Below are 14815 nucleotides of genomic sequence, written 5' to 3'. Positions count from 1 at the left end.
TAGCTGACGCTAACGCAATCTTTGTTATCTAGAGATCATGCGATCACGCCGATGTGTCAGTAATGGTGCAATGCGATCGCGATCTTTGTCATCTAGAGATCATGCGATGTCTACAACGGGTTTACGCCTACGCGCTTTATGTCTTTTATGATGAAATAGCGATCGCGATCTTTGTAGCCAAGAGAGAATGTGATCGCACTTTGGGATGTATGGATAAAATCGCTTGTTTTATGGGATGGGGTGCGATCAGTGGATCATTATATTACTAAGAGACTTCGCTACTAAGTTTTGATTGTTTTTGAGCCAATAACTGTTTCTGTACTCTTTCCCGACGGCGTACATAAAGAGGACTATTCTGCAAATCATACTCAGCTTGAGCCGTTGCTTGTTCCAACATGAGATTGAGATTATCAAACATTAAGCAGACTTCACGCCAACGAGCCACATTCCGCGCTCTTGTTTCAGCATCAGGAATTGTTTTTTCATTGTTCATGGTAGATTCCAAGTTCTCTTTGTTTCTTGTGCTGTTGCTTCTACTGCATCTGCTGTAGCTTGTGCTTGTTCAATTGACTGTTGAAGTAATTTAACTGTAGCTAAAGAAGCCACTGGTTGAGACTCAGCTACTTGCAATACTAGCCCGTAAAGGCGATTATAAAACATTCTTGCCCGTTCTGCCGCATTTTTGAGTTCTTCTAGTTCAGATACAGTTTCCTCGGTTTCCCCATACTGTTCAAATAGATTGAACTCACAAGCTGTGGCTAAATTAATTACATTAAACAATCGTGGTAGCAAATTTGCAACAGTTATTAAGGTTTCATCAGGTAAATTTGCCATTTAATAGTTACTGTAATCAAACAAACGTGAGCGTATTAAATTTTATAGCACTATGTGCGATCGCACTCGTTGTATCAGGAATAGTGGAATGCGATCGCGCAATTTAAAGTAAAGCTAACAAAAATAATATTGGCAACTTATTTATTAACACAGAAATATCCAATAAACTTGTATCTAATAAAATGCTAGGTGGACAAAAAGAAACCCAACCTGCGATAAAATCCTACAATGAAACTACTTTGTCTGAGTAATGGTCATGGGGAAGATGTAATTGCTGTGCGAATTTTGCAGGAATTGCAGCAACATCCTAATTGCCCCAATTTAGCGGCTTTACCTTTGGTGGGAGAAGGACAAGCTTATTCTGGCTTAGGCATTCCTGTGATTGGGAAAATGCAGAGGATGCCTTCTGGTGGCTTTATTTATATGGATAGCCGTCAGTTGATGCGAGATATTAAGGGTGGTTTATTACAACTGACGTTGGCTCAATTTAAGGCTGTGCGTAGCTGGGCGAAGAGTGGTGGGGTAATTTTAGCGGTTGGGGATATTGTACCGTTATTGTTTGCTTGGTTAAGTGGCTGTGATTATGCTTTTGTTGGTACTGCTAAATCTGAATATTATTTGCGGGATGAAGCTGGTGTGTTACCCCGTAAGTCTTGGGGGGAACGTTCAGAAAGTTGGTGGGGTTCTGTTTATTTGCCTTGGGAACGTTGGTTGATGAGTCGCCCCAGATGTAAGGCGGTGTTTCCTAGAGATAAATTGACAACTGATATTTTGCAACAGTGGTCAATTCCAGCTTTTGATTTGGGTAATCCGATGATGGATGGAATCTTACCAGAAATTCCACCAGCGATTTTTTATGAGCGAGATGCGGAGTTAAAGGAGACGAAGCGATCGCTAATTATAACTCTCCTCCCTGGTTCTCGACCTCCAGAAGCTTATGATAATTGGCAACAAATCATCCTTGCGGTGGATGGATTAATTAAAGTTTTTTCTCGACGTTCTATAGTTTTGCTGGGAGCGATCGCACCTACTTTAAATTTAGACTCTTTGCGCCAAGTTTTAGTAAGTCAAGGTTGGAGGAAGCTAGAAGAAGTAACTGAGTTAGCAATTTCTTTAGTTGAAGATCCCGCAGCAGAAACATTTACTAAAGAAAATTGCAGTTTAATTTTGACGACTAATGCTTATAGTAAATGTTTAATTAATGGTGATGTAGCAATTGCAATGGCTGGTACTGCTACAGAACAATTTATTGGGTTAGGGAAACCTGCGATCGCTATCCCAGGAAGTGGTCCCCAATATACTCCGGCTTTTGCAGAAGCTCAAAGTCGTTTATTAGGTTTATCTTTAATATTAGTAAAGCAATCTATTGATGTAGCAACTGCTGTGCAAAGTTTATTTCGTGATCCTGATAGGTTACAGTTAATTGCTGAAAATGGAGCAAAGCGAATGGGAGAACCTGGTGCTGCGCGTCGAATTTCTAATTGCTTGATGGAACGTTTGAGTAGTTAATACATATGTATCCATGAATACCAAATATTAGGTCTTGCTATAGGAATATATATGATAAATAATTTAACTATATGATTAAACCAATATCAAGTTCGGCTCTCTAATTCATCTTTATTCAGGTTAAAAAGTAAATATAGGTAGATTAACTGAAGTGAAGGCTTGCCAAGGGTTTTACTGCCTGTGTTAGAGGTAATCTTCTTTAAAAATAAAGCAGAGTTAGTTGAGTGGGATGCGGTAGGAGATGTCAAGTTGAATTGCAGACTTTAAGATTAACTAACTGGACTGTTTTTATCAGTCCAGTTAGTTTTTTGTTAATTTTTCTTAGTACCCTGTTTGGTTTAGACTTTTTTAATTAAAACTCCTGCTTCTGTTTGGATAGGTAAAACATCTAAAATATCGGTTTGAGAGCAATATTTTAAGTCTTCATGGCAATTGAGACGCAGCAAGCGTTGACCGTGACTGGCGTGGTGGAACATTTCTAGTAAGTTATCTTGCCATTGACGATAAAGTGCGATCGCAGCGATAACTTCATCATTTCCTGCTAGTTCATTTAACGGACAGTTTAGTTGTGTTACTAAGCTATGCGCGATCGCACCTGCACAAACTGTATCTTCTAAGGAATAACTACCTTCCCAACCTGAACCGACTATCCAAACTGTTTCTGGTTGTTGGGATAACACATACTCAACGACGGCGGCGCGATTAATTAATGCTGCTGCTAAGACTATAGAAGCATCTTGCACTCGCTTTAAGGCGCGTGTGCCATTGGTAGTAGTAAGAAATAAGCGTTTGCCTTTAACAACTTCTGGGGTGCAGTCGAGGGGAGAGTTACCCAAATCACAACCTGCTACTGTGCTTCCGCCTCTTTCCCCAGCGCGTAGACGTTTATCTGGTTGCCATTCTTCGCTGACTTTCATCAGTTTGTCTAGATCACTGAAGACTTGCACTGCTTCTGCACCTGCATTGAGTGCTGTTGCTATTGTAGTGGTAGCGCGGAGGACATCAACAGCGATCGCACATTCTGGCACTTCAGATCCAGGGGTAAGTTCGGGGGTGTGGTAAATAAATAGCTTCACTTTTTCGCTGTACCTGTCTCAACTGCCAAATCATATTGTATAGCGGTCAGCAGTCAGCTATCAGCACTCAGCTTTTTTATTTTTGGCGTGTTTGCGATAGCGCAAGCGCTGACTTGTCAGTTCGCTCTCTTTAAATATAGTTTCTTATTTCAGTATAAATACTTGACCACCCTGAGATAGAGGGCATTTTAAAAAAATATTTGTTAGCGTCAGAATCAGGACGTAATGTAGCTGATCAATCACTACTTCCATGTAAGTTTTTATTCCCAGGAAGAATCTACTCATCTTCTAAACGAAATAAAATTTCGTTTGATTTTTGCATCACTACATGGGCTTATTTCGTCTGTTTTAATACTGTTTGATTGCTTTTTTTAATACATTTTTAAAATACAATGTCGCCTGAGCTACCAAATCAAATTGAGACTTCCAAATATCAACCAGCTTTAGAAGTTACGGAATTAATAGCGAAATTCAGAAATAGTATATGGATGTTTGGTATTCCATCCTGGCTATTTGGAATTAGTGATCGCGGTCTTGCTGCTTTTGCTGATGGTTATTTATCGCCAGTAGAAATTCTACATCTATTGACAGCTTCCTTCTTCTTTTTAAGTTGGCTGTCTTTAAAGCCAGAACCTTGCTTGGCTACTGATCATGTAGATACACTCACAGAGTATATCCCTAATTTGAATTCTGCTCAACAGGAAGGATATGCAGAAGCCGTACAAGCGAGAACGCTTGAATTGCAAGAATACCACATGATTCGGCAAGAATATCTTTTACCCTTCCCATATATTTGTCAAATTTATCACCTATTAAACCTCAAACATTTAGAAACAATTCATGGTTTTAGTTTAAATAACTTGAAGGTGATTAAAGTTAGCAATATTCAACCAACTACAGTGGGAGGAATGGTAAAATTTCAAACAATTTTAGATTCGCAGTTTAACGCTTTGAGGATTTGGAGACAACCAATTGTTGAAGTGCAGTTAATATTGCATACTCCTTATACTGTTGAGTTAAATATCCCAGCCTACAATAACAACAGGATCGTTGTCATCTTTAATGTTATCCCTGTAAATGAAACAGAGCATAAGTTTTTAATAGACATTTACAGTAATATACCATGTCCAAAATTCTTATTGCAAGTCATTTTACATTTTGCTTCTTGTTTGACCTTATTTGAAGATTTGCCTTACTTAAAGAAGTTAGCTCAAACCCATAAAGACCGTTTATTTAACTCAAGTCAACATTCCAATCAAGAAACCATGTGGCTGTTTAAAAGATTCGTTGATTTATATGGTTCGCCCATAAAATCTTTATCATCAACTAAGGATGAAGCCTTGAACGGGTAAATTAAAAAACCTTGGTTAATATCTACGTTTATCTGCGTTTATCTGCGGTTAATTTACCTCTTGAAAGTTGATTACTCCAACAACATTAGCTGTAAAGGATGCAAATGAATTAGCCAAGGAAACGGGCGGTCTTTGATAACTGCCCATTTTTCTTTAAAAACCTCTGCTTGCAAATGGTAATCTTGATCGCTAGTTGGTGGATGATGAAGTTTTAAATATAATGTAATTCTGTGGGGTGTTTCGCTAGTATTGACTAACCAGCAAGGAAAAGTATTTTCTTTGTTAGTATCTTTAGGAAAGGTTAATTGATGGGCGCGAATGCCTACATAATTAAGTTGATCTGGGATAGGTTCAACTACATTCAGGGTACAATCCCAATCAATTGCCTGAATTTGTTGTGATGCTGTGGCGATCGCGCGAGAGAAGTTTTTACATCCTGTTAATTGAGCAACACTAAAACTAGCTGGATGCTCAAAAATATCTTGCTTGCGACCAAATGCGATCGCCTTCCCCTGTTCCAGTACCAATAAATTATCACAAACTCGATAAGCTTCCTCAAGATTATGAGTAACAAATAAAGTTACTCCTTGATAATTAGCTAATCTGGCAATTAATTGTTGTTCTAACTGACTGCGTAAGTGTGTATCTAATGCCGAAAAAGGTTCATCTAACAACAATACATCAGGTCTACTAGCTAAAGCCCTAGCAATAGCTACCCGTTGCTGCTGACCTCCTGATAGTTGATGAGGATATCGCTTGGCTAACCCTTGCAATTGAAAAGCGGTTAGTTGCGTTTCTATTTCTTGGTTGATACTTACAGTAGATTTATGCTTGTGAAAGCCAAAAGCAATGTTTTGAGCAACTGTAAGATGAGGAAATAAGGCGTAATTTTGAAATAAAAAACCAACCCGCCGATCTTTACTAGGCAAATTTATTCTTTTTTGAGAGTCATATAAAACCCGCCCATTTAAGATTATTTTTCCTCTAAGTGGCGTTTCTAGTCCAGCAATGCACCGCAGAGTTATGCTTTTACCAGATCCAGAAGCGCCCAAAATTCCTAATACTTCCCTTGTGCTAGTTAAGCTGACATTCAGGGGAAAGTTAGGCAGAGGTTTTTCAATGTCTACGAATAAATTAATCTTATTCGTAGGTGAACCAGTGGGAATAGTAAGCTGATTTGGTGGGAGAATGACACTAGGTTGAGGTAGTGCAATTCTATCTCTAGAACTTGCAACTAAGCGACGCTGATATCCAGTCCAAAAATTAACAGCAACCAGTACATTTAGAGAAATTCCCAAAATAATTAACACCCAGATCAAAGCTTGCTGCATATCCCCAGCTTCCACAGCAAAATAAATTGCCATAGGGATAGTTTGGGTTTCCCCTGGAATATTACCCGCTAACATCAGCGTTGCGCCAAATTCCCCTAACGCACGAGTAAAAGAAAGAATTGTTCCTGCAACAATTCCAGGTAAAGCTAAAGGTAGCATTACTCGCCAAAAAATAGCCCATTCTGATGCACCAAGAGTACGCGCAACGCCTAGTAAATTAACATCAATTTGTTCAAATGCCCCTAATGCTGTTTTATACATCAATGGGAAAGCTACTACTGTTGCTGTAATTACAGTTGCTTGCCAAGAAAAAATTACACTTAACCCAAATTTCCATAACAATTGACCAATTAAACTATTTTTCCCAAACAACAACAATAATAAAAATCCTACTACTGTTGGCGGTAACACTAAGGGAGCAATTAATATAGCCTCTATTATTGGTTTAGCTTTTAGTTTAGTTTCTAGCATCCATTTAGCTACTGCAATACCTAGAAAAAAAGTAATTACTGTAGCCAGTCCCGCAGTTTTTAAAGATATCCATAAAGGTGATAGTTCAAATTGCATCAGTAAATTTTATTTAGGCTTTTTTAAAGTTACCCAAGGTGGAAGTTCTCCCCTGCTGCCCTTAAAAAGAGGGGAGAACTTCATCAAAGTCCCCTTTTTTAAGGGGGATTTAGGGGGATCTATCCGTAAGCCCTGCTTAAAATATTATATTTTCCCATCTATAATAATAATTACTTATTTAACTACACCAAAACCATATTTTTGAAACACTACTTTTGCCTGTTCACTTGCAATAAACTGTACAAATGATTTTGCAGCATCCTGATTACGACTACTGTTAACTACTGCAACCGGGTAAATAATTGGTGAGTGTAAATTGTCAGAGGCAATTGCTCTAACTTTTACTTGATTTGATTCTTTAGCATCGGTAGTATAAACAATACCAGCATCAGCATTACCAGTTTCTACAAAAGTTAACACCTGACGAACATTATTAGCAAAAACAACTTTAGGTTTAACTTGCTGCCAAATTCCTAAATTAGTTAATAATTCCTGTGAATATTGCCCAACTGGTACGCTTTTAGGTTCTCCAATTGCTATACGTTTAACTTTTCCATCAGTTAGTTGTTTAAAATCTGTCAAAGGTACACCATCTTTTGCAGTAATTAAAACCAGGCTATTAGTTAATAAATTGCGTCGTGTTCCCTCTACTACTAAATTAGCTTTTTGTAAAACATCCATTTGCTTAGTTGCAGCCGAGAAAAACACATCAACATTTGCGCCTTGTGAGATTTGTTGCTGCAAAGCACCTGACGCACCAAAGTTATAACTAATATTTACGCCTGGATACTTAGACTGATATATTGGCTTAATTTCTTTTAAAGCATTGCTCAAACTAATAGCGGCTGAAACTGTCACATTAATTTGCTGTTTTTCTATATTTATAGTTGAGGATTTTTGATTATTAGCAGTGCAACTTATTACGAACATTAATAAAAAACTAGCAATAATTAATTGTAAATACTTTTTTTATTAGCTTTATTGCAATAGTCAGTTACTACATCTGTGTTAATCTGTGTTAATCTGTGTTTCATCTGTGGTGATTTATCTGAATTAGGCAAAAAGGTTATTAATTATAAATAACTGCTTTAATTAATTGATTGCAAAGAATTTTCCGTATTAATACAAATACGATTGCGACCTTGGCTTTTAGCTGCATAACAAGCAGCATCAGCTAAACTTAAAGCTGTATCTCGACTATGTGTTTCGGAATTGATAATAACTAAGCCAATACTAACGCCAATAGTAAACATTTGATTGTCATATTCAAATATAAATTCTTGAACTTGTTTTAATATTGTTTCTGCAAGCGGTCGTGCCTGTTCTATGGCACATTGGTAGAGCAATATAGCAAATTCATCACCCCCAAGACGGGCAACGACATCACTTTTACGCCCATGAGATTTTAGTAATTTGGTTACTTGACGCAACAGTTCATCTCCGGCTGCGTGACCAGCAGTATCATTAACAATCTTGAATTTATCAAGGTCTAAATAACATAAAGCGTGTTGTTGATTTTCATATTTTGCCGTATCAACCGCTTGTTGCAAGCGATTTTCAAATTCTCGGCGATTTACTAACTTAGTTAAGGGATCATGACTAGCTTGCCAAGATAGCTGACGCGCCATCTGTCTAGATAAAGTGACATCCCGAAATACTAGCACTACACCCATAATTTCACCTTCACGGGAACGGATAGGTGCTGCTGAATAGTCAATAGCATACTGCTGTTCATTACGAGCAATCAACAGGGTAGTGCTGGCAAAAGCGTCGTCTTGCTTACCTCGTAAAAGTTTTGCTACTGAGCTTTCTATAGGTTCATTAGTGCTTTCGTTAATAATCCGAAATACGTCTTTTAAAGCAACGTTTTCTGCTTCTGTTCCGCTCCAACCAGTTAGTTTTTCGGCAATGGGATTGAGTGATTTAATTCGACCAAAGGTATCTGCGGTAATTACTGCATCTTTAATTGATTGCAGCGTTACTTGTGCTAATTCTTTTTCGCGAAACAATGCTTGCTCAAACCGCCTGCGTTCAGTAACATCACGAATAATACTTAATGTTACTCGTTCATCGCCTAGTAGAGTACTACGAGAACTAATTTCTACGGGAAAAGTACTGCCATCAGCGCGACGATGCAGTGTTTCATAAACCAATCCAATTGAATCAGCTTGCTCTGTTTGAGAAGGAATGATGCACTGTTTAGGGGTAGCTTTTAAATCTATGAGGGTGAGCGATCGCATTTCTTTTTCTTTATAACCATAAGCTTTAAGAGCAGCGTCATTGGCTTCAATTATCTCTCCATTCATGCGAGTAAATAACATGATGTCTTGCGTATGTTCAGACAAAAGTTTATACATCGCCAGTAAAGTTTCGGTTTGTTTGCGCTCAATTGCTGTCGATAACACATTGGCGACTGATTCGAGAAAATAAACGTCGTCTGGATGAAATATCCGTCTTTGGGTTGTGTGTGCTGTCAAAACCCCGTAGGGATTCTCGCTACCTGGGATAATCACACTCATACCACTGACAACTCGATGATTGTGCAATAGAGTTGCTTCACTAAACCGAAATTCCGTGCGGAGATCTTCTATAATTACAGGCTTTTTCGCTAAAAGAGTATAACCTGCTTGAGAACTGCTATCTGCTTTGAGGGTAATGTTTCCTACTAATCCTGGTAACCAACCCACGCCTGCGCGTAAACGCAATTCTAGATTATCTGGTTGTAATTCTAAAACTGCTGAAAACTCTATAGCCAAAGTTTGGACAATAACATCAACTGCGCGATCAATTAGGCTGTCTAAGTCTGTATTTGCTAACGCCACCTGCCCTAATTGCGCCACATTTGCTTGTTGACGTATACGGTTTTCTAGTGCTAAGGCAGCTTGTTTACGCTCTGTAACGTTGCGGTAAGTAGTGACAATTCCTGCGACACTAGGATCATCTAAAAGATTATTAAATATCACTTCAAAATCTTGCCACTCACCATCAGCGTGTTTGAAACGCATGATAGCCCTAATGTTAGCGGCTGGATCAGCCAGAGTATCTGCTAACAGCCGATCAGCTTTAGCTAACTCATCTGGATGGACAAAATCAAAGGCTTTTTTCCCTAACCAATCTTGGGATTCATAGCCAAGGATGGAAGTAATAGACAAACTAATATAAGTAACTATGCCATTAGCCGTGAGAATAGTAATTATATCTGAAGTGTTTTGTGCTAGTGAGCGAAATCGTTGTTCGCTGTGACGTAATACTTCAGCAGAACTCAGTTGCACCCGCACATACTGTTCTAAGAGGGCAGCGATTAAAGCTAGAGTGAGGATAATCATCGTAGCGATCGCAATCCCGACAGCAAGCAAAGAATAGTTCATTACTGGAAATGACGGTGTAATTGCTTGGGGAATAAGTTGGAAACTAGCGGCTGTCATGCCTGTATAGTGCATTCCAGCGATCGCACTGCCCATAATTACTGCTGCACCTATCTTTGGGAGAATGCTATGTCCAGGGGTTTCACTCCGCATTCTGTGACTTAACCATAAGGCAGTAACAGATGCCGCGATCGCAATTAAAATACTTAGTGCTACCAATTGCAAATTGTAGTGAACCACAGCATCTATCTGCATAGCTACCATGCCTGTATAGTGCATGGCAGCAATTCCCAATCCCATAAATGTACCCCCTAAAAACAAGGGCAAACAGCCCATTGTTTTGCGGCTTGCAACAAACAAAGCTGCGCCCGAGGCAATGATTGCTACCAACATTGAGGCTATAACAATTGGCGGATCGTATGCCATTTGGATCGGTAAGTTGTATGCCAACATACCGATAAAGTGCATCGACCAAATTCCTAACCCCATTGCGATCGCACCACCAATCAGCCACAGCAAACGACCTTTACCGATAGCTGCTGTCACCCTTCCCGCTAAATCTAGTGCTGTGTAAGAGGCAATAGTCGCGATCGCAATTGAAAGCAGAACCAGCCTAAGATCGTAGGTAGCCGTGAGCATAATATTTCCAGGGGTAACAACAATAAATCCCCATCTTTAGTATGAGTGATGTATCAAGAGATACAAGTTTATAAAGGTAGGTAGCTTGAAAATTTTGCTATAGACAGAATGTTCTAGATATAGAATAAAGCAGTTAAAAGCCCTCTCCCCGTCAACAGGGAGGGGGTTGGGGGTGGGGTTCTTTATAAATATACGATTATTAAATAAATTTCTAAAAATCCACACCGCGCTTCAAATCTACCCCTCTATCAGCATAGTGCTTATGACAAACCATTTCAGAGTGAACACTAGCGAGATTAAAATAAGCAGGAGTATTTAAACAGCGACCTGTGATGATAATTTGTGTATCACGAGGCTTACGCAGTAATGCTTCTACAATTGGTCTTTCATCCAACAATTCTAAATCCACAGTAGGATTAAGCTCATCAAGGATAATTGTTTTATAAAGACCAGATGCGATCGCGCTTCTAGCAATTTCCCATCCTCTTTCTGCTTCTACATAATCTAATTCTTTTTGTTGTCCCCGCCAAACAATTGCATCCCCACCACATCGCTGATGATCTACCAAACTAGGATAACTTTGTTGTAAAGCTGCGATCGCCGCATCTTCAGTATAACCACTACCACCTTTTAGCCACTGCATAATCAATACTCGGTGAGATTGATCTTGGCTAATTCCCCGTCCAATTGCCTGTAAAGCCTTGCCCAAAGCACTTGTAGACTTACCTTTCCCCGCACCAGTATAGATTTCAATTCCCTCAATTCCTTGTTCCTGTGCGATGGGATGGTGATGAGGTTTCATCTCCGAATGCAAATCTGCAATATCTAATAATGCTTGGGGTGCAGCCCGACCTGTAATAATTACTTCCAATTCTTCAGGCTTATGATTCAGCGTATTAATAACTTCTTCTACAGCCAACAAACCCAAATCTAATACAGGGTTTAGCTCATCCAAGACAATAACAGAATATAAACCAGATGCGATCGCGCCCTTAGCAACATCCCAACCTCTCACCGCCTCAGAGCGATCAAAGCGGGTAATTTCATCATGCCCAAAAAATTCGGCTCTACCAGTCCGCACTTGGTCAATTAAATGAGGAAAAGCACACTTCAACGCTTCAATTGCCGCATCTTCATCATAAGACCTTCCCGGCCCCTTGAGAAACCGCAACAGCAAAACCCGCGTATCAGCATCAGTATTAATACCTAATCCGATTGAACGCAAAACCACACCTAAAGCTGCCTGGGACTTTCCCTTCCCCACACCATCGTAAACATGAATTTGACCAGCCATGCGTTCAGGACGCTTTGATGCTGTACGAATCCCAATGCCAGTCCTTGTCATCCGTGCTTCCGTTGCTGCTGCTATTTAATAGTTTCCTCATGCAGTTTAACTTTAGTGCAGGGTATCAGCAAAGAAAACTTAACCATTTTCACAGTATAAGTAACGCATATAGCAGTCAGCAGTCAGCTTTTTTCAACGTATCTCGACTATGCGGACTTTTTAACTGCTCTTTAGCATCAGGTCGTTGACAAGCAATCATAGTGTGGATGTGTGCCATTTCATCATTGCGAATTTCTACAAACACATCATAAAGATTTTCAATTTTCGGGCGGCGTTCTTCAGGTAATACTAAAATCCAGTAATAAGCAAACACTCCAATATGAGCAAATAAACGGTCAAGCCAATATTCGCCACCACCTAAAGCTTCAACAATTCGCAGATGATGTAACTCATTCCATGATTCAGCAAAGTGGATTTTAATCCAGTCAGCTTGATGCCATAAACCAAGGCTTTCATACAGGTGAAGTACAGACAAAAAAGCGAAGTATGGAACGCGCGAAACGGTTTCTAGTACATAAAAGCGTGGATAAAATCTATCTTTGTATAAACGGCTCAAGCAAAATTCTAAAATACTAACTAAAAACTGAAGCATGGATAATATACCAAAATTTTTAAGTATGTAAAATTAATCTTTAAATTTTCTGGCGGTTACTCTATTCTCCTAAAAAGGCTATATTAATTTAATTAAATTCCTTAAGTAAATTACTTTTAAGCGTTTAAATATTTTATTTTGTGGTAAATAATATTTATGAAAATGTACTTAATATATAAAAATAGCGACTTATCTCTCTATTCGCTTCTCTCTTAAGAATTAAGTGCCTCGGCAAGCTAGATTGTGACTTTCAATACATCTATCTAAATTTTTCCCCAAATATTGCTTTTTTAGTGAAATAAATCTCAGATTTTACGCATAATTAAGATTATCTATCTATAAAATGGATAACTCAAATCAAAGATAAGTTTTTCTTATGGGGGGGGGGGGGAGGTGTATATGTTCACCGATCAACTAGACAGCTTATACCGAAGAATTAATGAATTATATGCTAAAAGCGGGTTACAGAACTCTTCAGAACTTTTACCAGCAGCATTCAAGGAACTTGCCACTGCTGCCGAAGAACTACAAGTTACCCTAGAGGAACTACAGCAGAAAAATGAAGAAATCTTAGATGTTTACAAAACTTTGGAATTTGAACGCCAACGTTACCAAAATATCTTTGATTTAGCACCCCAGGCTTACCTAGTGACTGATCCTAGAGGGATTATTCTAGAAGCTAACTTTGCTGCGGCTAACTTGCTAAAGATAGCACCGAAATTTGTACTGGGCAAACCATTAGCTAACTTCATTTTAGATCAGCAACGCTCAGGCTTTTGTTCCGAGTTAGTCGCACTGCAAAAAAGCGATCGCCAGTCGGAATATATTCTATGTATGCAGCCACGTAGCGGCGAAAGCTTGGACATAACTTTAACCTTAAAAACTATCCGCGATAGCGAAGGGAATCTACTTACATTACACTTGTTGCTCCGAGATATTACGCAACGCAAACTAAATATAAATTCACTAGAAACAAATAGTTATGATCCCAGCATAGATTATCCAAAATCTTTTTTCTCGCCAGGAGTAAATATTCCTCTCAACAGTAAATTTATTTGGCTAGTGTGTCAAGGCTCAGTAAAACTGACAACTGTTTTTGATAATGGCGAAGCAGCGATCATGGGGTTAGCAACACCATTAATGGTATTTGGTTCTAGCTTAACTTCTCTGGAAACCTGCCAAGCTACAGCAATGTCGCCGCAAGTTGAGCTAGTATCCATTCCTTTAATAGATATAGAACACAACCCAACTTTAGCCCAAGTGCTTTTACCCAAAATTAGCCGTAGGCTACAGCAAACAGAAGCATTTTTAGCAGTTTCCGCACAGCGACGAGTAAAAGACCGCTTGCTACAACTATTAGAACTACTAAAACAGGAAATTGGTCAACCTGTAAGCGCCGGAACTCGATTGAGTATTCGCCTGACTCATCATGATCTTGCTAATGCTTGCTGCACTACTAGAGTAACAATGACTCGACTATTAAGTGATTTACAGCAAAAAGGGCAGATTATCTTTGACTCTAAAAAACACATAATTGTCTTCAACCCACACCTGAAAAGTAGCTAAGATGTGCAGAAAAAAACTGGATAAATTCTAGGACTTACGCATTTTTAAAAAATTTTCCCAGTCACAAATCACCAGTCCCCAGCCCCTAAAGCCTCAATATTTAGTACAAATGCGTAAGTTTTATTTATTTAAGTCTCGTTAGTTGCCCCCATACAGCCCAACTTTTGGTTATAATAATAAATATCAAACAAGGGGCTGTCATGGTTTCGACGTGTTGGCGAACACTGCCCCGTGATACAGGTCGAGAGCGAGTCTTCTCTCGTAAATACCGGACTCAAAAAAAAAGTAAATGCGAACAACATCGTTCCTTTCGCTCGTAAAGCGGCCACTGTTGCTGCCTAAAACCCTCTAGTATCTAGTAGGTTTGAGCGTCTGTAGTTTGACTCCGTTAAGGACTACAGATAACCCCAACGGATGCGTTCTTTAGTTGTCCTCTGGTAGGCTAAAGGGCAAAGAACTCACCAGTGCATCCTGTCATCCGGGATAATGGATGGTTCCCGCTCTGAGGGTCAGAAGAGCTAAACCTGTGAATGAACGGTAAGTTAATACCCAGGGCGGACGGCAGTTCGATTCTGCCCAGCTCCATACCTAAACAACTTATTTAAAATACCATCCTAGAATTTAGTTTTTAGGATGGTA

General features: G+C 39.2%; 12 protein-coding genes and 1 other RNA gene. 5 read left to right on the top strand and 8 right to left on the bottom strand.

Annotated elements, in window-relative coordinates:
• The first annotated feature begins 53 nt into the window (after positions 1-53).
• Positions 54-269, top strand: coding sequence for a hypothetical protein (locus tag CRI9333_RS26750; protein ID WP_157462318.1), 216 nt, complete (start codon positions 54-56; stop codon positions 267-269).
• On the opposite strand, the gene CRI9333_RS12320 is transcribed toward CRI9333_RS26750, so the two are convergent.
• On the bottom strand, positions 266-493 hold the full coding sequence (locus CRI9333_RS12320) for a hypothetical protein (protein WP_015203502.1): 228 nt from the start codon (positions 491-493) through the stop codon (positions 266-268). The two genes, CRI9333_RS26750 and CRI9333_RS12320, sit on opposite strands and share 4 nt — an antisense overlap.
• The gene (locus tag CRI9333_RS12315; RefSeq protein ID WP_015203501.1) at positions 490-834 is read right to left on the bottom strand and encodes a hypothetical protein; all 345 of its coding nucleotides are present in this window, start codon (positions 832-834) and stop codon (positions 490-492) included. The genes CRI9333_RS12320 and CRI9333_RS12315 overlap by 4 nt, the downstream gene beginning before the upstream one ends.
• Before the next feature lie 228 nt (positions 835-1062).
• Here CRI9333_RS12315 and CRI9333_RS12310 point away from each other — a divergent pair, with 228 nt between their 5' ends.
• Positions 1063-2343: a lipid-A-disaccharide synthase-related protein gene (locus CRI9333_RS12310; RefSeq protein WP_015203500.1), complete on the top strand. Its 1281-nt coding sequence runs from the start codon at positions 1063-1065 to the stop codon at positions 2341-2343.
• Between the two features lie 338 nt (positions 2344-2681).
• Here CRI9333_RS12310 and CRI9333_RS12305 read toward each other — a convergent pair whose 3' ends face one another.
• Entirely contained in the window at positions 2682-3419 is a 738-nt protein-coding gene (locus CRI9333_RS12305) for a 2-phosphosulfolactate phosphatase family protein (RefSeq protein ID WP_015203499.1), read from the bottom strand.
• A gap of 392 nt (positions 3420-3811) precedes the next feature.
• Between CRI9333_RS12305 and CRI9333_RS12300 the strand changes: the two genes are divergently transcribed.
• Positions 3812-4771, top strand: a complete 960-nt coding sequence (locus tag CRI9333_RS12300; protein WP_015203498.1) for a hypothetical protein — start codon at positions 3812-3814, stop codon at positions 4769-4771.
• 71 nt (positions 4772-4842) lie between these two features.
• Here the strand turns inward: CRI9333_RS12300 and modB are convergent, their stop codons facing one another.
• The 5 genes from modB to CRI9333_RS12275 form a co-directional block, all read right to left on the bottom strand.
• On the bottom strand, positions 4843-6669 hold the full coding sequence (gene modB / locus CRI9333_RS12295) for a molybdate ABC transporter permease subunit (protein ID WP_015203497.1): 1827 nt from the start codon (positions 6667-6669) through the stop codon (positions 4843-4845).
• Positions 6670-6843: 174 nt separating this feature from the next.
• Positions 6844-7599, bottom strand: a complete 756-nt coding sequence (modA, locus tag CRI9333_RS12290; protein ID WP_015203496.1) for a molybdate ABC transporter substrate-binding protein — start codon at positions 7597-7599, stop codon at positions 6844-6846.
• Positions 7600-7757: 158 nt separating this feature from the next.
• Positions 7758-10673 (bottom strand): PAS domain S-box protein, encoded by a 2916-nt coding sequence (locus CRI9333_RS24910; protein WP_015203495.1) that lies wholly within the window; start codon positions 10671-10673, stop codon positions 7758-7760.
• Between the two features lie 211 nt (positions 10674-10884).
• Positions 10885-12018, bottom strand: coding sequence for a cob(I)yrinic acid a,c-diamide adenosyltransferase (locus CRI9333_RS12280; protein ID WP_015203494.1), 1134 nt, complete (start codon positions 12016-12018; stop codon positions 10885-10887).
• A 115-nt stretch (positions 12019-12133) separates the two neighbouring features.
• A complete protein-coding gene (locus CRI9333_RS12275; RefSeq protein ID WP_015203493.1) occupies positions 12134-12610 on the bottom strand; it encodes an alternative oxidase in 477 nt (158 codons plus the stop codon).
• A gap of 399 nt (positions 12611-13009) precedes the next feature.
• On the opposite strand from CRI9333_RS12275, the gene CRI9333_RS12270 reads away from it, so the two are divergent.
• Both CRI9333_RS12270 and ssrA read left to right on the top strand, forming a co-directional pair.
• Positions 13010-14176, top strand: a complete 1167-nt coding sequence (locus tag CRI9333_RS12270) for a PAS domain-containing protein (protein ID WP_015203492.1) — start codon at positions 13010-13012, stop codon at positions 14174-14176.
• A gap of 191 nt (positions 14177-14367) precedes the next feature.
• Positions 14368-14764: a transfer-messenger RNA gene (ssrA, locus tag CRI9333_RS25700) on the top strand.
• Positions 14765-14815: the final 51 nt, after the last annotated feature.

The sequence above is a fragment of the Crinalium epipsammum PCC 9333 genome (assembly GCF_000317495.1).
Taxonomy (GTDB): domain Bacteria; phylum Cyanobacteriota; class Cyanobacteriia; order Cyanobacteriales; family PCC-9333; genus Crinalium; species Crinalium epipsammum.
Note: the sequence above shows the minus strand (reverse complement) of the source record. Positions and strands in the feature narration are given on the sequence as shown.